This window comes from Planococcus sp. MSAK28401 (assembly GCF_018283455.1).
Classification (GTDB): domain Bacteria; phylum Bacillota; class Bacilli; order Bacillales_A; family Planococcaceae; genus Planococcus; species Planococcus alpniumensis.
The window spans coordinates 1,182,696-1,202,699 of the sequence record NZ_JAAMTH010000001.1 but is presented as its reverse complement, the minus strand read 5'-3'; the positions used below and the strand labels follow the sequence as shown (position 1 = coordinate 1,202,699).

At 49.7% G+C, this 20,004-nt stretch carries 24 protein-coding genes and 1 tRNA gene; 1 reads left to right on the top strand and 24 read right to left on the bottom strand.

Annotated features, from left to right (window positions below; translation table 11 throughout):
- Positions 1 to 53: 53 nt before the first annotated feature.
- The 6 genes from gap to G3255_RS06070 all read right to left on the bottom strand — a co-directional run bounded on the left by gap (position 54) and on the right by G3255_RS06070 (position 4,059).
- Positions 54 to 1,061 (bottom strand): type I glyceraldehyde-3-phosphate dehydrogenase, encoded by a 1,008-nt coding sequence (gene gap, locus G3255_RS06095; RefSeq protein WP_058381245.1) that lies wholly within the window; start codon positions 1,059 to 1,061, stop codon positions 54 to 56.
- Positions 1,062 to 2,105, bottom strand: a complete 1,044-nt coding sequence (locus tag G3255_RS06090; RefSeq protein WP_211653723.1) for a sugar-binding transcriptional regulator — start codon at positions 2,103 to 2,105, stop codon at positions 1,062 to 1,064. It abuts the gene before it with no gap.
- 104 nt (positions 2,106 to 2,209) lie between these two features.
- Positions 2,210 to 2,440, bottom strand: a complete 231-nt coding sequence (locus G3255_RS06085; RefSeq protein WP_211653722.1) for a glutaredoxin family protein — start codon at positions 2,438 to 2,440, stop codon at positions 2,210 to 2,212.
- 14 nt (positions 2,441 to 2,454) lie between these two features.
- The gene (locus tag G3255_RS06080; RefSeq protein WP_211653721.1) at positions 2,455 to 3,255 is read right to left on the bottom strand and encodes a TPM domain-containing protein; all 801 of its coding nucleotides are present in this window, start codon (positions 3,253 to 3,255) and stop codon (positions 2,455 to 2,457) included.
- Positions 3,252 to 3,830 (bottom strand): LemA family protein, encoded by a 579-nt coding sequence (locus tag G3255_RS06075; RefSeq protein ID WP_211653720.1) that lies wholly within the window; start codon positions 3,828 to 3,830, stop codon positions 3,252 to 3,254. Before G3255_RS06075 ends, G3255_RS06080 begins: the two co-directional genes overlap by 4 nt.
- A gap of 157 nt (positions 3,831 to 3,987) precedes the next feature.
- A tRNA-Arg gene (locus tag G3255_RS06070) sits at positions 3,988 to 4,059 on the bottom strand.
- Between the two features lie 166 nt (positions 4,060 to 4,225).
- On the opposite strand from G3255_RS06070, the gene clpP reads away from it, so the two are divergent.
- Positions 4,226 to 4,837 carry an ATP-dependent Clp endopeptidase proteolytic subunit ClpP gene (clpP, locus tag G3255_RS06065; RefSeq protein WP_211653719.1) on the top strand — a complete coding sequence of 204 codons (612 nt, stop codon included), beginning with the start codon at positions 4,226 to 4,228 and terminating at the stop codon, positions 4,835 to 4,837.
- Positions 4,838 to 4,911: 74 nt separating this feature from the next.
- Here the strand turns inward: clpP and G3255_RS06060 are convergent, their stop codons facing one another.
- The 18 genes from G3255_RS06060 to G3255_RS05975 all read right to left on the bottom strand — a co-directional run bounded on the left by G3255_RS06060 (position 4,912) and on the right by G3255_RS05975 (position 19,995).
- Entirely contained in the window at positions 4,912 to 5,169 is a 258-nt protein-coding gene (locus G3255_RS06060; protein ID WP_211653718.1) for an HPr family phosphocarrier protein, read from the bottom strand.
- A 57-nt stretch (positions 5,170 to 5,226) separates the two neighbouring features.
- Entirely contained in the window at positions 5,227 to 6,177 is a 951-nt protein-coding gene (gene whiA / locus G3255_RS06055; protein ID WP_058381252.1) for a DNA-binding protein WhiA, read from the bottom strand.
- A 21-nt stretch (positions 6,178 to 6,198) separates the two neighbouring features.
- Positions 6,199 to 7,194, bottom strand: coding sequence for a gluconeogenesis morphogenetic factor MgfK (gene mgfK, locus G3255_RS06050; protein ID WP_211653717.1), 996 nt, complete (start codon positions 7,192 to 7,194; stop codon positions 6,199 to 6,201).
- Positions 7,195 to 7,198: 4 nt separating this feature from the next.
- Positions 7,199 to 8,080, bottom strand: coding sequence for an RNase adapter RapZ (rapZ, locus tag G3255_RS06045; protein WP_211653716.1), 882 nt, complete (start codon positions 8,078 to 8,080; stop codon positions 7,199 to 7,201).
- On the bottom strand, positions 8,073 to 8,558 hold the full coding sequence (locus G3255_RS06040) for an NUDIX domain-containing protein (protein WP_211655778.1): 486 nt from the start codon (positions 8,556 to 8,558) through the stop codon (positions 8,073 to 8,075). Before G3255_RS06040 ends, rapZ begins: the two co-directional genes overlap by 8 nt.
- 206 nt (positions 8,559 to 8,764) lie before the next feature.
- Positions 8,765 to 9,724 (bottom strand): thioredoxin-disulfide reductase, encoded by a 960-nt coding sequence (trxB, locus tag G3255_RS06035; protein WP_211653715.1) that lies wholly within the window; start codon positions 9,722 to 9,724, stop codon positions 8,765 to 8,767.
- A 67-nt stretch (positions 9,725 to 9,791) separates the two neighbouring features.
- The gene (locus G3255_RS06030) at positions 9,792 to 11,318 is read right to left on the bottom strand and encodes a tetratricopeptide repeat protein (protein WP_249222074.1); all 1,527 of its coding nucleotides are present in this window, start codon (positions 11,316 to 11,318) and stop codon (positions 9,792 to 9,794) included.
- Between the two features lie 81 nt (positions 11,319 to 11,399).
- On the bottom strand, positions 11,400 to 12,026 hold the full coding sequence (hisIE, locus tag G3255_RS06025) for a bifunctional phosphoribosyl-AMP cyclohydrolase/phosphoribosyl-ATP diphosphatase HisIE (RefSeq protein ID WP_211653714.1): 627 nt from the start codon (positions 12,024 to 12,026) through the stop codon (positions 11,400 to 11,402).
- Entirely contained in the window at positions 12,023 to 12,775 is a 753-nt protein-coding gene (gene hisF / locus G3255_RS06020) for an imidazole glycerol phosphate synthase subunit HisF (protein ID WP_211653713.1), read from the bottom strand. The genes hisIE and hisF overlap by 4 nt, the downstream gene beginning before the upstream one ends.
- On the bottom strand, positions 12,769 to 13,497 hold the full coding sequence (hisA, locus tag G3255_RS06015; RefSeq protein ID WP_211653712.1) for a 1-(5-phosphoribosyl)-5-[(5-phosphoribosylamino)methylideneamino]imidazole-4-carboxamide isomerase: 729 nt from the start codon (positions 13,495 to 13,497) through the stop codon (positions 12,769 to 12,771). The genes hisF and hisA overlap by 7 nt, the downstream gene beginning before the upstream one ends.
- Complete coding sequence (gene hisH / locus G3255_RS06010; protein ID WP_211653711.1) at positions 13,490 to 14,119, bottom strand: imidazole glycerol phosphate synthase subunit HisH; 630 nt, start codon at positions 14,117 to 14,119, stop codon at positions 13,490 to 13,492. The genes hisA and hisH overlap by 8 nt, the downstream gene beginning before the upstream one ends.
- Complete coding sequence (gene hisB / locus G3255_RS06005; RefSeq protein WP_249222073.1) at positions 14,116 to 14,703, bottom strand: imidazoleglycerol-phosphate dehydratase HisB; 588 nt, start codon at positions 14,701 to 14,703, stop codon at positions 14,116 to 14,118. Before hisB ends, hisH begins: the two co-directional genes overlap by 4 nt.
- A complete protein-coding gene (gene hisD, locus G3255_RS06000) occupies positions 14,700 to 15,983 on the bottom strand; it encodes a histidinol dehydrogenase (RefSeq protein ID WP_211653710.1) in 1,284 nt (427 codons plus the stop codon). The genes hisB and hisD overlap by 4 nt, the downstream gene beginning before the upstream one ends.
- Entirely contained in the window at positions 15,980 to 16,606 is a 627-nt protein-coding gene (gene hisG / locus G3255_RS05995) for an ATP phosphoribosyltransferase (protein WP_101189964.1), read from the bottom strand. Before hisG ends, hisD begins: the two co-directional genes overlap by 4 nt.
- The gene (gene hisZ, locus G3255_RS05990) at positions 16,599 to 17,762 is read right to left on the bottom strand and encodes an ATP phosphoribosyltransferase regulatory subunit (protein WP_211653709.1); all 1,164 of its coding nucleotides are present in this window, start codon (positions 17,760 to 17,762) and stop codon (positions 16,599 to 16,601) included. The genes hisG and hisZ overlap by 8 nt, the downstream gene beginning before the upstream one ends.
- Positions 17,763 to 17,900: 138 nt before the next feature.
- Positions 17,901 to 18,413 carry an acyltransferase gene (locus G3255_RS05985; RefSeq protein WP_211653708.1) on the bottom strand — a complete coding sequence of 171 codons (513 nt, stop codon included), beginning with the start codon at positions 18,411 to 18,413 and terminating at the stop codon, positions 17,901 to 17,903.
- Positions 18,410 to 19,063: a pyrophosphatase PpaX gene (gene ppaX / locus G3255_RS05980; RefSeq protein ID WP_211653707.1), complete on the bottom strand. Its 654-nt coding sequence runs from the start codon at positions 19,061 to 19,063 to the stop codon at positions 18,410 to 18,412. Before ppaX ends, G3255_RS05985 begins: the two co-directional genes overlap by 4 nt.
- On the bottom strand, positions 19,060 to 19,995 hold the full coding sequence (locus tag G3255_RS05975; RefSeq protein WP_211653706.1) for a nucleoside recognition domain-containing protein: 936 nt from the start codon (positions 19,993 to 19,995) through the stop codon (positions 19,060 to 19,062). Before G3255_RS05975 ends, ppaX begins: the two co-directional genes overlap by 4 nt.
- Positions 19,996 to 20,004: the final 9 nt, after the last annotated feature.

The window sequence follows — 20,004 nt, the reverse complement described above, 5'->3', positions numbered from 1 at the left end:
TTTTACCCTCTTTATTATAGAGGTTCATTGGTAATTAAGCTATGATTTTCAGCTTACAGCCCTTTTTTGTACATGTGTACAGCCAAGTCTACACAGCGTGCAGAGTAGCCGGATTCGTTGTCATACCAAGCTAGAACTTTCACCATGTTGCCGCCTAGAGCCATTGTAGATTGAGCATCTACTGTAGCTGAAGCTTTGCTGCCATTGTAGTCGCGTGATACAAGCGGAAGTTCGCTGTATTCCAAGTAGCCTTTCAGCTCGTTTTCAGTCGCTTCTTTCAGCGCTTGGTTTACTTCTTCAATAGAAGCATCTTTATCAAGTTCAGCGACAAGGTCGATCAACGAAACGTTCGGTGTTGGAACGCGGATTGCCATGCCATCGATTTTGCCGTCAAGTTCAGGCAATACTTTTGCAACAGATTTCGCTGCGCCAGTAGTTGTCGGAATCATCGACTCAGCTGCTGCACGCGCACGGCGGTAGTCAGAGTGAGGCGCATCAAGCAATGCTTGGTCGTTCGTGTAAGAGTGGATTGTTGTCATCATGGCTTTTTTGATGCCGAATTTTTCATTCAACACTTTAGAGATGCCGGACAAGCCGTTTGTTGTGCAAGATGCATTTGAAACGACGTGGTGTTCTTCAGGGTTATACGTTTCTTCGTTAACGCCCATAACCAGCATCTTCATGCCGCCTTTGCCAGGAGCTGAAAGGATGACTTTCTTAGCGCCAGCTTCGATGTGTTTCGATGCTGCTTCTTCTGTTGTGAAGATTCCTGTCGATTCCAACACGATGTCGATTTGGTGCTCTTTCCAAGGCAATTGCGCTGGGTCTTTTTCAGCGAATACTTTGATTTCCTTGCCATCGACGAAGATTGAGTTGCCTTCTGCTGTAACTTCAGCGTCCAACGTTCCGTGCACTGAATCGTATTTCAATAGATGTGCAAGCATAGCTGCATCTGTTAGGTCATTGACTGCTACTACTTCCACTTCACTGTTTTGCATTGCTTCACGGAATACGACACGGCCGATACGGCCAAAACCATTGATTGCTAATTTTAAAGTCATTTATAATTCCTCCAATTTTGTTGTTGGGTTGAGTATTGCCCTTGCTGCTCCCTCATCTGTAACGAGGATGGTACGTTCAGGCGCGGCCTGGAAATAAGATTCGATGGCACGCGCTTTCGTGCGTCCTCCGGCGACCGCCATGATGGCCGGTGCTTTTTGGACCTGCTCTAATTGAATGCCCGCTGTTGGGATGCGATAAACTATTTTTCCGGTTTTATCGAAATAATAACCGAAGGCTTCGCTGACAGCTCCGCCTGTTTTGATCTTCTCGACTTCGTTCACGGAAGAGCGGCGCCTGATGGCCATCTCTTCTGCATCGCCGATTCCGTGGATGACTAAATCCGTCCGGTCATAGAGCTCCATCATTTCTTTGATGACAGGTTCCCTCATCATCATTTCAAGTGCTTCAGCACTCAAATGCTCAGGCAGATAAAGCGTGCGGACAGCTCCACCTGTTTTTTCGGCAAAGGATGAAGCGATGGTGTTCGCCTGGTGAAGCATTTCTTCCCCCAGGCCGCCTCGAGCAGCGATAAACTGCATGGCGGGATTTTTCTTCGCCGTACGGATTTCAGCTGCCACGGCGGCCATCGTACTGCCGCCAGTTACAGCGATCGTCCGGCAGCTTTCGAACATTTCCTCCGCGATGCGAGCGGCTTGCCTGCCGATAGCGGCTTTGACCGATGATAGCCGGTCGCTATCCCCTGGCAGGACGACTGCTTGTTTGATGCCGAGTTTCGCTTGAAGCCCAACTTCGAGCTCAGCGGTCCCAGCCAATTCCTTGACCAGCTCACGGAGTTGGTCAAGGACATCGTCCCCCAGTATCGTCAGGCTCATGCCGCTCTTGCTCATTTCGATTAAGGCTTGGTCCCTCAATAAGTCGGTCTCTTTGCGGATTTCCCTTTCGGCTGCGCCTGTCATCTCGCTGATCGTGCGCCTTCCCACGGGCTGTTCGGTTTGAATCAGCTCGAGGATGCTATAGCGCTTTTTCAGCAAGCTTGGCAGTTCAGGCAATAGATGCACTTGCGCTTGCAGAACTGGATCCATCGCTCCACCCCTTTGTTGGACGTTTTCTGTCCCACTACATATAATTACGTCCCACTAGATTCATTGTAGCCGAGCTATTAGATTTATGCAAATAAAAAGAAGCGTTAAAGAATTAACGCTTCCAGAAGTTCGCCGTAGCCGAAATTTCCGTAGAGCAGCACATTTTCCTGTTTCGTGAGCACCGGAATCATCAGCATATATTGTTCGTGCAATTGTTCATCTTCTTCAATATTGATTTCCCAGAAGTCGATCGGGTAATCTTCCTGCAGCAACCGCAATGCAGACTTTGCCTCTTCGCAAAGCCCACAGTTCGGCCGGGTATAGAGTGTATACATGCCATTCCTCCTTATCAGAAGCCTCGCCCGGCTCCGCCGCCTCCCGAAGAGCCGCCCCCGCCGCCGCGGAAACCTCCGCCGCCGGAACCGCCGCCGGAACCGCCTCCGAAGCCGCCGCCAAAACTGCCGGGCCCGAAAAATCCGCCGCGCCTCATGGTTCTTCCGCGGCCGCGACGTCCACGTCCGCCGCCGCCTCCTGTAAACAGGAACAACAAAACAAGTACGATCAGGAACGTGACGATCGGCTGCATAAAGCCGCCTTCACCTTCACTGCTGCCTGACGTCACTTCATTGAGCGGCTGTGGGCTGACCGCTTCCCCGTCCCAGCCGTATTCCGCAGAAACTTCATTGTACAGCGCTTGGTACGTATTGAGAATCGCTTCGTCCGGCTGGTCTTCACGCAAATACGGAACAGCGTAATCATCCAAAATGCGCCCGACTTTCCCATCAGGAAGTGCCCCTTCAAGGCCGTAGCCAATTTCGATATAAATCTCACGGTCCGTCATCGACAGTACTACCATTACGCCGTTGTTTTCTTCCGCAGAACCTACACCATAATGGCGCAACGCTTTATTGGCGTAGCTTTCGATCGGCTCGCCTTCAAGCGAATCGACAACCATGAGGGCAACCTGTGCAGTGGTTGCATCTTCCAGGCCAGCGCCCAAGCTCTTGATCTCGGCTTCTTGCTCTTCGCTCAAGATGCCGGCAATATCCTGGATGTAAATATCATCAGTCAACTCCGGAAATTCTGCCGCCTGCGCGGTTCCGGCGAGCATCAGCAACAGCATGAGCAAAACAGAAATTCTTCGGATCATTCTTCGTCAGTCCCAAAGTCCACATCCGGCGCATCTTCCGCCCCAGCATCAGCTTCGAAATATTCCTTTTCATCAAAGCCGAAAATTCCCGCCACCATATTGCCTGGGAAACTGCGGACTTCCCGGTTGAACTCTGTCACCGAGCCATTATAGTCTTGGCGGGCGACGGCGATCCGGTTTTCTGTTCCGGCCAGTTCATCGGATAATTGCTGGAAATTCTCACTCGAGCGGATTTCCGGATAGTTCTCGACGACGACCAGCAAGCGGCTAAGCGCACCGCTCAATTCGGCGTCTGCCTCTGCCTGCTCTTCAACCGATCCGGCATTCGCCATGCTTGAACGGGCTTCCGTGACACTATCGATGACCTCTTGTTCCTGGTCAGCAAAACCTTTTACCGTCTCGACCAAGTTCGGGATTAAATCAAGCCTACGCTGCAATTGGCTTTCCAGTTGCGCGTACGATTGATTGACGTCTTCTTCCAATTGAACAAAACTATTATAACTTGAACCGAATACGGCGATGGCAATGACGATCAGCCCAATCACCAGTAGCAATGGAATAAGTAATTTTTTCATTTTCCCGTCTCCTTTTCTTTTACAATAATATTATTTGTTTTCCCTGACAGCTTGTTCCTTGAAACCCAATACACCTGATTCTACGTTTCAGGGGCTAAAAAGATTCAATAAAAAAACCGCACAGCCTTTGGCAGGCTGTGCGGTTTTTTATTTTTTACACCCTCGGAGGGAATCGAACCCCCATCTCAAGAACCGGAATCTTACGTGTTATCCTTTACACTACGAGGGCAAATGTTGTTCGCGACTTTTCTATTATACAAAAGCTTTCTTCTTATTTCAAGCGCCTATTTTCAATTCGTTAGATTTGACCTTCATTGACCATGGTGTGTATGATGAATGTACGGCTGAACGGTGTTTCAGCAGCACTTACATTTACCTGAAGGAGGAAATAATCCATGAATTTAATCCCTACAGTAATCGAACAGACAAGCAGAGGCGAACGTGCATACGACATTTACTCCCGCCTATTGAAAGACCGCGTCATCATGCTCGGCAGCGGAATTGACGATAACGTCGCCAACTCCATCGTCGCGCAATTGCTATTCCTTGAAGCTGAGGATCCGGAAAAAGATATTTCCATCTATATTAACAGCCCAGGCGGCAGCATCACAGCCGGTATGGCGATCTACGATGTTATGCAATTCATCAAGCCAGATGTCCAGACAGTTTGCATCGGCATGGCTGCATCCATGGGCGCTTTCCTTCTGGCAGCCGGCACAAAAGGCAAACGCTATGCATTGCCGAACGCTGAAGTCATGATCCACCAGCCACTTGGCGGAGCTCAAGGGCAAGCGACCGAAATTGAAATCGCCGCAAAACGCATCTTGTTCTTGCGCGAGAAGTTGAACCAAATTCTATCAGAACGCACTGGCCAGGAACTTGAAGTGATTTCACGAGATACAGACCGCGATAACTTCATGACTGCAGAACGTGCACTCGAATATGGTCTCATCGACCAAATCATCACGCGCAACAAATTGCCGGAAAATCACGAAAAAGAAGAGTAAATCATAAAAAAGAACTGCCCTTCATGCATCTGCATGAAGGGCAGTTCTTTTTTTGATGCTTAAAGCGTATGGCTTTATGCTTCTTTATCAATCAATTGCGCCAGCGCACCGACTGCGGATTCTTCATCGGCGCCGTCGGCCGAAATTGTCACGTTGGTTCCTTTGCTGACAGCTAAGCTCATGATGCCCATGATGCTTTTAGCATTGACTTTCTTATCGCCTTTTTCCAAATATACATCCGAACTATAGCGATTGGCTTCTTGTACGAACAATGCCGCCTGCCTCGCTTGTAATCCTGATTTCAATTGCACTTCCACTTGTTTTTCTACCATGCATATCCTCCTCCGAAAACTTGACTGTCACGCAATCTATAGAAAAGAGCAGCCTTATTACCGGCTGATCGTTTCGCCTTTTCTCAACGACTCGGCAATCTCATCGATTTTCCGGAGCCTGTGGTTGACGCCTGACTTGCTCACTTTTCCTGTCGATACCATCTCGCCCAGTTCTTTCAGTGTGACATCCTGGTACTCCACACGCAAGCGGGCTATCTCTTTCAGGCGATCCGGCAATTGGTCGATTCCGATCACTTGGTCGATAAAGCGGATGTTTTCGATTTGCCGCAACGCCGCATCAATTGTCTTATTCAAATTGGCCGTTTCGCAATTGACTAAACGATTGACGCTATTACGCATATCGCGAAGGATTCGGACATCCTCGAATTTCAATAGCGCCGAGTGGGCGCCAGTCAAGCTGAGGAAGTCAGAAATTTTCTCCGCCTCCTTCAAATAAGTCACAAATCCTTTTTTCCGCTCAATCATTTTCGCGTTCAATTGGAAATGGTTCATCAGGATGACCAGCGCTTCAGCGTGGTCTTTATAGGAAGAATACACTTCCAAGTGGTAAGAGGACGTTTCGGGATTGTTGACCGACCCTCCGGCCAAAAAGGCACCGCGCAAATATGAGCGCTTGCAGCACGTCGTCGAGATCAGTTCAGGGGAGATATCCTGCTGAAACTGAAAGCCTTCCGACAAGATTAACAAATCCTCAAGCACGAATTTTGCGCCTTCCCGCAAGCGGCAAATATAGACGTTGTTTTTTTTCAACCGCATTTTTTTGCGAACTAACAACTCCACCGGATACGCTTTATAGAAGCGCTTTAGCAAGGTATAGATTCTTCTCGCAATAGCTGCGTTCTCAGTTTGGATATCCAGGCTCAACTGGCGATTGGAGAATGACAGCGTGCCATTCATGCGGATCATCGCCGACAGCTCTGCCTTGCCGCAGCAATCATCCACTTCAATCTGCGTCATTTCTTTTTTTGTTTCTGATGCAAAAGACAATTATGCCCCCCCTTTCAAGCTTTAGGAATACCGGCGCTGCGATGGTACCTGCGATTCGCTGCTGGTGTATTCAAAAAGCCATTTCGCCACTTTCATCGGTTCATGCCGTACGGCTTCCCCAAAAATATTCGCAATATCATGGCGATATACTTCAAGCCCCATATTTTTCAGGCGTTCTTCATCGTATTCCACCGGCCATGCTTTTTCTTTTTTGTATCTTTCAGCCACTCCCTGCGGCATTTGAACTTTGTCGATCAAAATGGCATCGAGAAAGTTTACGCCTACATGGTCGTATAATGCTTTCACATGGTCCGAGGCTGTATAGCCGTATGTTTCGCCCGCCTGGGTCATCAAATTGCAAATATAGATTTTTCGCGCCTTCGCTTCGAGCAGCGCTTTTTTGATATCCTTCACGAGCAAATTGGGCAAGATGCTTGTGTACAAGGAACCCGGCCCAATGACGATGACATCCGCTGATTGAATCGCCTGTATGGTATCCGGCAATGTTCTGACGCCGGCCGGTTCAAGGAATACACGCTTGATCGGCTGCATATAGGCGGGAATTTTGGATTCACCTTTAATGATGGTTCCATCTTCTAGTTCTGCATTCAAGGTCACCAATTGATTGGCAGCAGGCAAAACCGTGCCATTGACATTCAAGACACGGCTCATTTCCCGCACTGCGTGGGAGAAATCACCGGTCAAATCGGTCAATGCCGCAAGCATCAGATTGCCTAGTGAATGCCCTTCCAAATCGAGCGAATGCTTGAAGCGGTATTGGAACATTTCCGCAACTAACGGTTCTGCGTCCGACAATGCGGCCATGACGTTGCGAATGTCCCCTGGCGGAGGAATATCCAAGTCATCGCGTAAACGCCCAGAGCTGCCTCCGTCATCTGCCACTGTGACGATTGCCGTCAAGTCGAGCGGAAAAGTTTTTAAGCCCCTCAGCAAAGTGGACAGACCGGTACCGCCCCCGATGATTACGACTCGTTTTTGCTGGAGACTTTTTTCCATATGCTCAGCCCTTTCTGATTTTCACATCTCTATGCGTAATGCTGACTTTGTTGTTTTTCGCTAGGTATTTCCCGAAATATTCAGCAAGCGTTACAGATCGGTGCTGGCCGCCCGTGCAGCCAAAAGCAATGACCAATTGCGCTTTGCCTTCTTGTTTGTACTGGGGAATCATGAAATCGAATAAATCCTCAAGCTTACTCACCAGCGTCTGCGTCTCCTGCCATTTCAAGACATAATCGGAAACCGGCTGATCCAAGCCCGATTGCGGATTCAATTCCTCTATATAATAAGGATTCGGCAGGAAGCGTACATCGAAAACCAGGTCGGCATCAATCGGCATGCCATGCTTAAAGCCGAAAGACATCAAATTGACCGTAAAGACATTGCTTGTTTTCGAAGCGAAATCCGACGTAATTTTTTCTTTCAGCTGGCGTGGGCTCATGTCTGACGTATTATACATATAATGTGCCCGCCCTTGCAGGTCTTTCAACATATCCCGTTCTTTTTTGATGCCGCCGAGCACAAGCCCGCCTGGCGACAGCGGATGGGAACGCCGCGTTTCTTTATAGCGGCTGACGAGCGTCTGGTTTTCCGCATCTAGGAACAGGATGGTGATCGCCACTTCCGGTTCTTTCGATAGATCATCGATTGCATCAACGAGGCTTGCGAAAAAATCGCCGCCCCGAAGGTCCATGACCGCTGCGACGCGCTTCATCGACTTGCCTGAATCCCGCATCAATTTGATGAATGTGGGAAGAAGCGCCGGGGGAAGATTATCGATTGTGAAAAAACCGAGATCTTCAAAACTTTGGATGGCCACTGTCTTGCCTGCACCGGACATGCCGGTGATGATGATCAATTCGGTTTCTTCGTTATGCTTATCCATGCTGGCGGTTCACCTCTTCAGTCGATGATTGGATGTTCTCTTCTAGCAGTTCGAACTCTGGCGTATAATAGAAGGTCCCGTATTGGACGCCTTCCTGATAAGCCGCAAATAATAGGTTCGTCCGGTCCCCTTCCGCCATCGGCAGGGTATGCAGGCTTTCCACTGGATGCCATTCGAGAATTCCTTCGCGCGTTTCTTCGAATGGGATCCCGCGGAGCTTTGTCGCCCTGAACGTAAACAGCATCCATTCATCCACCGTCTTTCCACCTTCTTGGATCATCATGGTGTAAACGCCTTTCAAGTGAACGCCGAACGGTTCTGCATCCGTTTCTTCCCTGAACTCACGGATGGCCGCTTCATAAATCGATTCGCCGCTTTCCATTTTGCCGCCAGGAGCTACATACCAATCCCTGCGCGGCTTTTTCATCAATAATACTTTGCCATTCTCTATTAGCAATAAATTCGCGATTCGCTGCACATTTGCCACTCCGCATCTAATATAAACTATTTTCATTATACATCTATCCTGGCGTGTCATGCAAAAGAATGCAAAAAAAGAGGCCACTCCCCGGACAATCCGGAAAGCAGCCTGTCAAAAATAACTATATAAAAAGGGGGTTGATTTACACTACTTACTATACCTCTTTTGCATGACAATGCTGTTACAAAGGGATTAAGAAAGCGTTAAGCTTGCGCTTTTGAAGCAATCTTTTCTGCAAGCTCTTCTACATAATGCTGGACGCTTTGCGCGGCGATGCTGCCGTCGCCAGTCGCCGTGACGACTTGGCGCAAAGTTTTATCCCGTACATCGCCTGCCGCGAAGATTCCTGGCACCGAAGTTTGCATTTCTTCATTTGTTTCGATATAACCCAGGTCATTCAAGATGCCCAGTGATTCGAATGGTTTTGTCAAAGGCAGCATGCCGATGTAAATGAACACGCCGTCCGCTTCGAATTCCCGTTCGGCATCGTCTTTTGTCGATACCAAGGTAACGCTTCCGACCTTGCCGTCTTTATCGCGGATCTCTTTTACGGTATGGCTCCAGATAAAGTCGATCTTGTCGTTGGCAAACGCACGGTCTTGGAGGATTTTCTGTGCGCGCAACTCGTCTCTGCGGTGGACAATTGTCACTTTATCCGCGAAGCGCGTCAAGTAGACTCCTTCTTCAACGGCAGAGTCCCCGCCGCCGACAACGACCAGTTCTTTGCCTTTAAAGAATGCGCCATCGCACACTGCGCAATAGCTGACGCCGCGGCCGCCCAGTTCGTTTTCGCCTGGAATGCCCATTTTCTTGTACTCGGCTCCAGTCGTCAAAATGATGGCGCGGGCTTTGTATTCTTTCGATCCGGCTTTGACTGTTTTGAATTCATCGCCGTCGATAATTTCGGTTACATCGCCGTAAGCATACTCGGCTCCGAATTTTTTCGCATGTTCGAACATTTTAGTGGATAGGTCAGGACCGAGAATATGGTCGAATCCTGGGTAGTTTTCAATTTCTTCGGTATTGGCCATCTGTCCGCCAGGGATCCCGCGCTCAAGCATGAGCGTCGAAAGGTTCGCTCGGGACGTATAAACCCCAGCTGTCATGCCTGCTGGCCCTGCACCGATGATTAACACATCATAAATATTAGTCGTTTCTGTCATTATAGGCCCTCCTCGTTATCACTAGCTAAATCGTAAAGCAATAAACTGCCGCCTTCAACTTTTATGCCTAGTCCTTGAAATTCGGCAAAAATCCGCTTAATTCATCAACATATTTGGCCATTGTGGCAGCAGATGTGCCGAATTTTGCAGCGACTGCTTTTTTTGTTGTTTCCCGTTTTTCCGTCGATTCAACCATATAGCTGACAGCAGCGGCAAGTGCTGCCGGGTTGCGGAACGCATACTGCGCATCAAAGGCCTGTTCCGACAGCACAAACCATAATTGGAAGATGGCGTCATTTTCACGGTCTACCATCCCTTTTTGGTAATACAAGCGCTCCGCTGTTTCCATTGCGCGCAAAAAGGCTTTTTCTTCTTTAACCGATTCACGGAATGGATGGCCGAGTGCGTAACCGAGCATATAGGTTTCCAAAACGGAAGGCTGCTCGGATTTCAGCCAATTCGGATGCGAGATGATTTCTTGCTTATGCGAAGATTTGCCGAGCAGGTACAAACCGTAAATCCGCTCGCTTAAATGGGAATGGTCGAGTTTATGGATGAGAAAATCGCGATCGTGTTCGAGCGCATCGACATGCGGCATTACAGGCTGCTCTCCCCACGGCTCATACCCTTCTTTTGCCGGATCCATCCGCTTCAACTGCTCCCATGCGTACTTTGCAGTTTCTTCATGGCCGGAATGATAAGCAGCATGCGACAGCCAGAAATAAAACGCCGGGTCTCCGTCAAATCCGCGTTTTTGAAGGCTTTTTAGCCAGCGGTACGCTTCCTTGTATTTACCGACCAAAGCGAAGGTCGCACCCAATTTATAGCGATGTTCAAAGACATATGGCTGGATCTTTTTCAGTAAGCCAAGGATATCGTCCAATTCATCGTTTTTCTCATAATAATGGAACACCGCTAAATTGCATAAGGCATGCAGATTGCCGGTGTTTCTGCGAAGTACTTCGTGAAGCAGCGATTTCGCCATTTCCGTTTCCCCGACATAAAAATATGCCAGCGCCAAGTTATTATAGGCCCCCCAGAAATCCGACTTTTCTTCGATCACTTCTTCCAATAACTGGATCGCTTCCGGAAACTTGCCTTGTTCCATCAATCGGCGCGCCTTTTCCTGCAAATAATAATACTCGCTATTATGGGCTTCGCCTTCATCATCGAACAGCTGCCAGTCTTCTTGCTCGGCAAAATCGATGATTTCCATCGCTTCCGCCGCGTAGCTCCCGCGGGTATCCTTTTCAAGATAAGCCTTGGCATATTTCCGGGCATCAAAAAACAAGCCCAGATGTGCATGGACTTCAGCCAAAAAGAATAAAATATTCGGTTCTTCCGGATCGAGCTTATGGGCAGTGCGCAATTCATCCATCGCCAGCTCGAACTCCTGCCGCTCCATCAGCACCACTCCGTAATGCATCAAGATGAGCGGATCATCCGGAGTCAGTTCTTTCGCCCGCTGCAAATACTTATACGCTTTATCGTAATGTTCGCGCTGCAGCTCCTTGAGTGCTTTTTGATAGTAAAATTCCCCTGTCGGAATGAATGACACGACATTATCGAAATTTTTTCTTTTGTTTTTCTCCAAAATATGCCTCCGTAACAGGAAAAGGAACGACAGAAATCGTTCCTATCCCTAAATGTGCTGTTATTATAGCATATTTCCCTATTATTTACTTGTCTTTTTCGCGGTGTGGCGTTCTTCGAGCACACCTGTAACTTCTTTAAAATCAACTTTCTGTTCCTGCAGCAATACAAGCAGATGGTAAAGCAGGTCTGCGCTTTCCGTTGCCAGCTCACGAGCATCGCGGTTTTTAGCAGCGATGATGACTTCTGCCGCTTCTTCCCCGACTTTCTTGCAGATTTTATCGACGCCTTCTTCAAATAGATACGTCGTATACGCGCCTTCCGGCATATCGGTTTCACGTTGTTTGATCAACGCGCTAAGTTCGGTAATCATGTCCGAAGCGGATTCCGTACGTTCCCCTGCCAAAGTTTCATGGAAGCAGCTCGTCTCCCCAGTATGGCAGGCCGGGCCGTTCGGGATCACTTCATAAATCAAGGAATCGCCGTCGCAATCAATCTGTACGGACTGGACGCGCTGCGTATTGCCGCTGGTCGCGCCTTTATTCCAAAGTTCCTTGCGGCTTCTTGAGTACAGCCAGGTTTCTTTCGTGTCGATCGTGCGCTTGACCGCTTCTTCGTTGGCATAAGCCAAAGTCAGCACTTGTTTTGTAGATGCGTCTTGCAATATGACGGGCACTAACCCGTTTTCGTCGTATTTCACATTTGTCACCGGACATTCACTCCTTCTCGCTGCAGATACTGTTTCACTTCTCTGACGCTCGTTTCTTTATAGTGGAAGATCGATGCCGCAAGGGCTGCATCCGCATCTGCCTGTTCGAACACTTGCTGGAAATGCTCACGGTTTCCTGCACCGCCGCTTGCGATGACAGGCACTTCGACTGCGTCACGCACTGCCTTGGTGAGTTCGACATCGAATCCATCTTTCTGGCCATCGCTGTCCATGCTGGTCAAAAGCAATTCTCCAGCCCCTAAAGCGACGGCTTTTTTCGCCCATTCGATTGCATCCCAGTCAGTCCGGTTGCGGCCTCCGTGCGTGTAGACGTCCCAGCTGTCGCCATTTCTTTTCGCGTCGATGGCGACAACAATGCACTGCGATCCGAAGAAATCCGCTCCTTCTTTAATTAATTCCGGCCGGTCGAGCGCCGCCGTATTCAAGGAGACTTTATCCGCGCCTGCACGCAGCATGCGTTTCATGTCATCAAGCGTCCGGATGCCTCCGCCCACGGTAAAAGGAATCGATAGTTCAGTGGCGACAATGCGCACCACTTCAACCATCGTCTCCTTGCCTTCGTGTGAAGCGGAAATGTCCAGGAAGACCAATTCATCTGCGCCTTGTTCATCGTAGAATTTGGCGAGTTCCACAGGGTCCCCCGCATCCCGAAGTTCCACAAAGCTCACGCCTTTGACAACACGTCCTTCTTTAACGTCGAGGCATGGGATGATGCGTTTCGTCAGCATGACAGCGCCTCCTCGAGCGTGAGGCGGTTTTCATACAAAGCTTTGCCGATGATGAGTCCGGCAATCGGGCTGTCGCCAGCCGCTTGTTTGACTTTTTTCACGTCATCGAGCGTTCCGATGCCACCGGATACGATGACTTGCGAAGCGTCATCGGCGACGAGCTTGCGGTTAGCGTCGATATTCGGGCCGGCAAGCGTGCCGTCTGTCGAGATATCGGTATAGATGAAATGTTTCGCCCCTTTTGAAGCAAAATAAGCAGCCACTTCAGATGCCGGCTTATGTGAAGTTTCAATCCATCCTTCTGTCGCCGCCATGCCGTCTTTCGCATCGATGCCGATGACAATCCGCTCTGCACCGAACTCTTCGATAAATGACGCGACCAGTTCCGGCTCCCGCACGGCCAGGCTGCCGATAATGACCCGTGCAACGCCGTTCGATAAATAATGATTGATGTCTTCACGGCTGCGGATGCCGCCGCCTACTTGGATGTTGGCATCGAGCTTTGCCGCTTCGATGACCACTTGATCGTTGATGCGGCTGCCATCTTTCGCGCCGTCCAAATCGACCATATGGATCCATTTAGCCCCGGCTTCCACAAAACTTTGCGCCATTTCAACAGGCGAATCCGCATAAACCGTCTCCTGGCCATAATCGCCTTGGAACAAGCGAACGCACTTTCCGCCCCTCAAGTCGATCGCCGGATATATTTGAAATTCACTCATGGAAATCCCCCCTGACATTTACAATCCACTGTGCTAATAAATAATGACCGAACTCGCCCGATTTTTCCGGATGGAATTGCATCCCCGTAATCAATCCGCCGCCGACAACCCCCGGCACTTCAAGCCCGCCGTATTCAGCCGTCGCAAAGACTTCGGAATCGGCTGTCTCGGTCGCCAAAAACGAGTGGACAAAATAAACATGTGTATCTTCCAGTATATCTTCAAGCCAATACGGCTGGTGCGTGAAATTCAGGCGGTTCCATCCCATATGCGGGATGCGGTAAGCGCCTTTCGGGAAGCGCCGGATATGGCCCTTCAATAAACCAAGCCCTTTGACCGGCCTGCCTTCTTCACTGTCTTCATATAATAATTGCATACCGAGGCAAATCCCAAGCAATGGGATCTTCTGCTCCGGAAGAGAACGGATGAATTCGGCTAGGCCTTTTTCCTCCAAGCGTTTCATGGCATCCGGAAAAGCGCCGACGCCCGGAAGCAAGATTGCATCCGCTTCCGCCAAGACTTGTGCATCGTCTGAAGTAATGACGGTGCATTCCAGTTTTTTCAATGCCTGTTCGACGCTGAATAAATTGCCCATGCCGTAATCGACAATTCCGACGATCATGTTAATAGCCCCTTTGTCGACGGGACGCCTTCTACACGTGGGTCGATCATCGTCGCGTCATCGAGCGCGCGGGCAAGCGCCTTGAAGACCGCTTCGATGATGTGATGCGTATTGCGTCCGTAATGGACGATGACGTGGACGTTCATTCGTGATTCCAACGCAAACTTCCACAGAAATTCATGCACGAGTTCCGTATCGAATGCGCCGACTTTGGCGTTCGGGATATCTCCCCGGAATTCCAGGTGAGGGCGGTTCGAACAATCGATGACGACTTGCGCGAGCGCATCATCCATCGGCACAAAGGCGTTGCCGTAGCGGCGCAAGCCTTTTTTATCGCCTAATGCTTCAAGCACTGCCTGGCCAAGGACGATCCCGATGTCTTCTGTCGTATGGTGGTCGTCGATATGGGTATCGCCATTTGCGTGGATACGCCCGTCAAACTGGCCATGCTTGATAAAAAGATCCAGCATATGGTCCATGAATGGCACCCCTGTATTGATATCCGCCTGTCCTTTTCCATCGAGTGAGAAGCTGACGGCAATTTCCGTTTCATTGGTTTTTCGCGTAATGTCCGATTTCCTCATGATTGACTCTCCTTTTTCCAAGCGCGCGATTCGACTGCACGTGCGTGTGCTTCGAGGCCTTCCAGCCGTGCGAGCCTTGCAATTTTCTCTTGATTTTCACGCCATGCTTGCTCGCTGTAATGAACAATGCTCGTCCGTTTAACAAAATCATAGACGGACAAGGCGCTCGAAAAGCGCGCCGTGCTATTGGTCGGCAAGACATGATTCGTGCCGGCAAAATAATCGCCGATCGGTTCCGATGAATAACGGCCGATAAAAATCGCGCCTGCGTGATCGATTTGTTCCGCTACCGCTTCCGCATCTTCTGTCATGATCTCCAAATGCTCTGGAGCTAGTTGATTGGCAGCGTTAATCAATTCAGCGCGGCTATCTGCCACATAAATGGCGCCGTGGTCACGGATCGACGCCGCGGCAATCGCTTCACGCGGCAAAGTGGCCAATTGTCTTTTTACTTCCCCAGCGACTTGTTCGGCAAGCGCACGGCTCTCAGTCAATAATACAGCACTTGCCAGCGGATCGTGTTCGGCTTGGGACAATAAATCCGCCGCCACTTCATCCGCATACGCGCTGTCATCGGCGATGATGGCGATTTCACTCGGCCCTGCAATCATATCGATCGCGACGTCGCCGTTCACTTCGCGTTTTGCGAGCGCTACGAAGATATTGCCGGGCCCTGTAATCTTATCGACCGGTTGGATCGATTCCGTCCCGTAAGCGAGTGCCGCGATCGCTTGAGCCCCGCCAGTTTTATATAATTCTTTAATTCCAAGAATATGTGCTGCCACAAGCACCCCGTCCGACAGATTCCCTTCACTATCAGGCGGTGATACAACGACGATACGCCCGACTCCGGCAACTTGTGCCGGAATGACGTTCATCAAGACGGAGGATGGATAGGCTGCCGTACCGCCCGGAACATACAAACCGGCAGATTCGATAGCCGTGACGCGCTGGGCGACATACGATCCGTCCGCCCGGTCTTGGCGGTAGCCTTGTTGCTGTTGGCCTTCATGATAGCTGCGGATATTGTCCGCCGCTTCTGTCAGGTCGGCAAGCAGTTGGGGATCGAAACGCTCAGCTGCTTGCTGGATTTCTTGTGGTGTCACCTTTAATGCTGACAACTCCGCTTTGTCCCATTTTTTCGCAAAGCGCAATAAAGCTGCATCGCCTTCGCTCCGCACCGCTTGAATGATTTCTTTTACCGCTTGCAATTGCTGTTCTGTGCCGTCGGCTAATTGGCGACGAATCGACAACTCATCTGTCAGGCGTTGGATGTTCATCGTTCCACCTGCTCCCGCAGTTTATCGACCAATTCGGTAATACGCTGTTGCTTCAAGCGGTAGCTGACAGGATTCGCGATAAGGCGCGAGGTGATGTCCGCGATTTTTTCATACTCCACTAGGCCGTTGTCTTTCAACGTGCGCCCAGTCGACACGATATCCACAATTCGATCGGACAAGCCGATCAGCGGCGCCAATTCGATTGAGCCGTTCAATTCGATGATCTCAACTTGTTCGCCTTTGCTGCGGTAATAATGTGAAGCCACCGCCGGATATTTCGTCGCAATGCGCGGCGTCACTTCGTCCATTTCCGTATCCGGCAATCCGGCAGTCGCGATATAGCATGCGCTGATGCCGAGATCCAATAATTCGTGTACGTCTCTATCGTGCTCAAGCAAGACGTCTTTTCCAGCAATTCCGATATCCGCTACACCGTGCTCGACATAAGTCGGCACATCCATCGGCTTCGCCAGAATAAAGCGGAATTTTTCATTCGGCGCTTCGACGATCAGCTTGCGCGAATCGTCGAGCTCTTTCGGCAGGTCATACCCCGCCCCGACCAATAGCTCGTATGCTTCTTCAAAGATTCTGCCCTTTGGCATGGCAATCGTCAATTCATCCATTGCGCAGCTCCTCCTCTCTGATGACTTCGGTGAACAAGGCAGTGAACGGCTCCAGCGCTTTAACGGCCGGTGCATACTGCAAAGTCACCCGTTTTCCTGAATTTCTTATTTGTTGCGCTTTGTTGAATGCATGTTGCTCGCTTTGTTCATCGAATAAGATCAATGTGTGCGGTTGCTCTTCTTTTTCAGCCGGTACCGATTCCAGCAATCGGTCTACACGCAACCCGAATCCGGTCGCGCCGACCTGCAAGCCAAACTGTTCCATCAAGCCATCATAGCGCCCGCCGCTGCCGAGCGGAAATCCGCTGCCAGCTCCGTAGAATTCGAACACCAATCCGGTGTAATAAGTCATGTGGCTGCTGAAGGAGATATCAAAAGTGATTGCATCCCCGAGGCCATTGCGTTCAAGCAGTTGTTCAAGGCGCTCCATATCCCGGTAAAGTTCGCGTTGTTCTTCATTTTCTTCGTTGATCCAGCGTTTCCAGTCCGCGACTGTTGTCGCCTGCATCAATTTCAAAAACGACGCCAGCTTGTCTTCAGCAATCGGCAGCTCTTTTGCCAATTGTTCGACCCCTACACCGTTCTTGGCAACAAATAGTTCGCGCACTTTGCCGATTTGTTCTGCATCCAGCCCGAAATCAGCCAATATCAGTTCAAGCAGCCTTGTGTGGCCAATTACGATGCGGGCAGAACCAATGCCCAATTCTTTCAAAATATCCCAAGCCAGGCTGATCACTTCCACATCTGCATATAAAGAATCGTCTCCGATCAACTCGACGCCCATCTGCTCAAATTCCGCAGGGCGCCCGCCTTCACGCTTTTGCGCACGGAACACATTGGAGTAATAGCCGAGACGGATCGGCATTTTTTCGCGCAATAATTTCGATGCTGCAACCCGTGCAATCGGGGAGGTCATATCCGGCCGCAAGACGAGCGTCTTTCCTTGGCTGTCGAGAAGCTTGAACAAAGCATCATCTGAAATAGCGGAGATCTTCCCGATCGTTTCGTAATATTCCAGAGTCGGCGTCTGCAGCAGTTCATATCCTGACTGCTCGATCAATTGAGTGCCTTGTTTTCTCAAATCTGCTTTTTGTTTTGCAATTAAAGGAAAATCGTCACGCATGCCTAATGGTTTTTCAAACATTTCGATGGTCATCGTTGAACACTTCCTATTATCGGTTATTTCACTTTAGTTCGCTAGAGTGATGAATCGTTAAAGTGATTCTTATTTTAGCGCAAGCCGCTTTAGCTCGTCAAGCAAGGAGTATAAAAAAATCCTGAAAGCGCTGAGCTTTCAGGATTTTGCTTGTCGAACGGCCATTTCTTCGGCTGTATAGATAATTTTCATCGGGTTTCCGCCGACAAAAGCACCAGCCGGTACATCTTTATGGACGAGCGTGGCAGCGGAGACGATGGCGCCATCCCCAATCTTGATGCCGGGCAAAATCGTACTGTTTGCTCCGATCATGACACGGTCACCGATCGAGACGTCACCGAGCCGATATTCTTCAATCAAGTATTCATGCGCAAGAATGGTCGTATTATAGCCGATGACAGTATTGTCCCCGACCTGTATACGTTCAGGAAACATGACATCCGGCATGACCATCAGCGCAAACGAAGTTTCCTTGCCGATCTTCATGCCGAGAAATTGGCGATATAGCCAGTTTTTCATCGGCAAAAACGGTGTATAGCGAGCCGTCTGGATGACTAGAAAGTTTTTCGAGACTTTCCAGAACGGCACGGTTTTGTAGATATGCCAAAGCGAATTTGCCCCTTCAACAGGATATCGCTCGGTGCGTCTCATTTTACGCCCGCCTTCGTCAATTCCAACAGGTCGGAAATATGCTGCAACATGAAATCCGGTTCAAAGCTCGCTAAAAACTCTTCTCCTTTTGCAGTCCATGCGACGCCTGCTGTGCGGACGCCAGCATTTTTTCCGCCTTCGATGTCGTGTGAATTATCACCGATCATCAAGGCTTCTTGCTGATCTGCTTCCAATAAGCGCAATGCCAGTTCAAGCGGCTCTGGATGCGGTTTCGGGTTCTGCACATGATCCAATGCCACCAAGACATCGAACACATCGTGCACCCCCATCAACTTCAAGCCGTGCAAGATCGTTTCTTCACGTTTAGTGGAGACGATCGCCATTTTCAAGCCTCTGGATTTTAAGGTCCGCAAAGTTTCTGCAACCCCGTCGTATTCAGACACCAATTCATCATGGAGCGTCCGGTTTAAACGGCGGTACTGATCGCTCAGTTCGCTGACTTTGTCCGGTGCGATTTTTGTAAAGGTCTGTTCCAATGAAGGGCCGATAAAATGCAACACATCTTCCCGTCCGTATTCGCCCGGAAAATGTTCGCCGAGCACCGATAGGAATGTCTGGACGATTAATTCATTCGTATCGAGTAAGGTTCCATCAAAATCAAACAATAAAGTCGTTATATCTTTGTTCATGTAGAGAGCACTTCCTTCCGATTGTCTTCAGCCCGCCGCCATAGATAAGAGATGAATATCGTCAAGGCGAGAGCAGTGATGACCCGAATCAGCAGCAGCGGCCAAATCGGGATGCCGAGAGGGATAAAAATCAAGGTATCCTCGACAATCGCGTGGCACGCAACAAGGAAGATAAAGGCGAGTGTCGCATCTTTGCGGCTGACGCCATCTTCCTGGACTGCTTGGATCATCACACCTGCTCCCATCGCCAACCCGAAAATCAACCCGGAGGCTAGTGTCAACGAGGCATTTTTCTCGACGCCGATCAGCCGTGTGAGCGGCCCCATCATATTCGAGATTTTCTTCAAATAATGGCGGTCTTTCAATACTTGAATCATTAGCATGAGCGGGATGACGATCATCGCCAGCTGAAGCACGCCAAAACTCGCTTTTTCCAAACCAAGCAAGAAGATGCCAAGCCATGTTTCCGGTGCAGCAGCGACTTCAGGTGCAAAGCCGTATTGCGCAATTTCCCCGCCGCCCGACCAGAACAGGTTAATCAAGATGCCGGATAAAGCTGCAAGCCCGAAACGTACCACCAAGACAACCCATAAACGGACGCCGACTTTCAAAGCGACGCCGGTTTCGATAAAGATGTTATGGGAGAACGATAACATGACCGCCAAAATGAATACTTCTTTAACGGTCAGTTCAAGCGATAAGATTCCGGCGATTCCGGCATACAGATTGAGCGCGTTGCCGAGCACAAGCGGAACGGCCGCTTCGCCGCTTAGGCCGAATATTCCCATGACCGGTGCGATTAAATCGATGATAAATGGCAATACCGGCGTGAATTGCAGCATGGTGATGAGCAAAGTAATCGGAAAAATGATTTTTCCGAGTGACCACGTAGTCTTTAATCCGGCTTTCAAGCCATTTTTCACTGTCGACATTCAATCTCT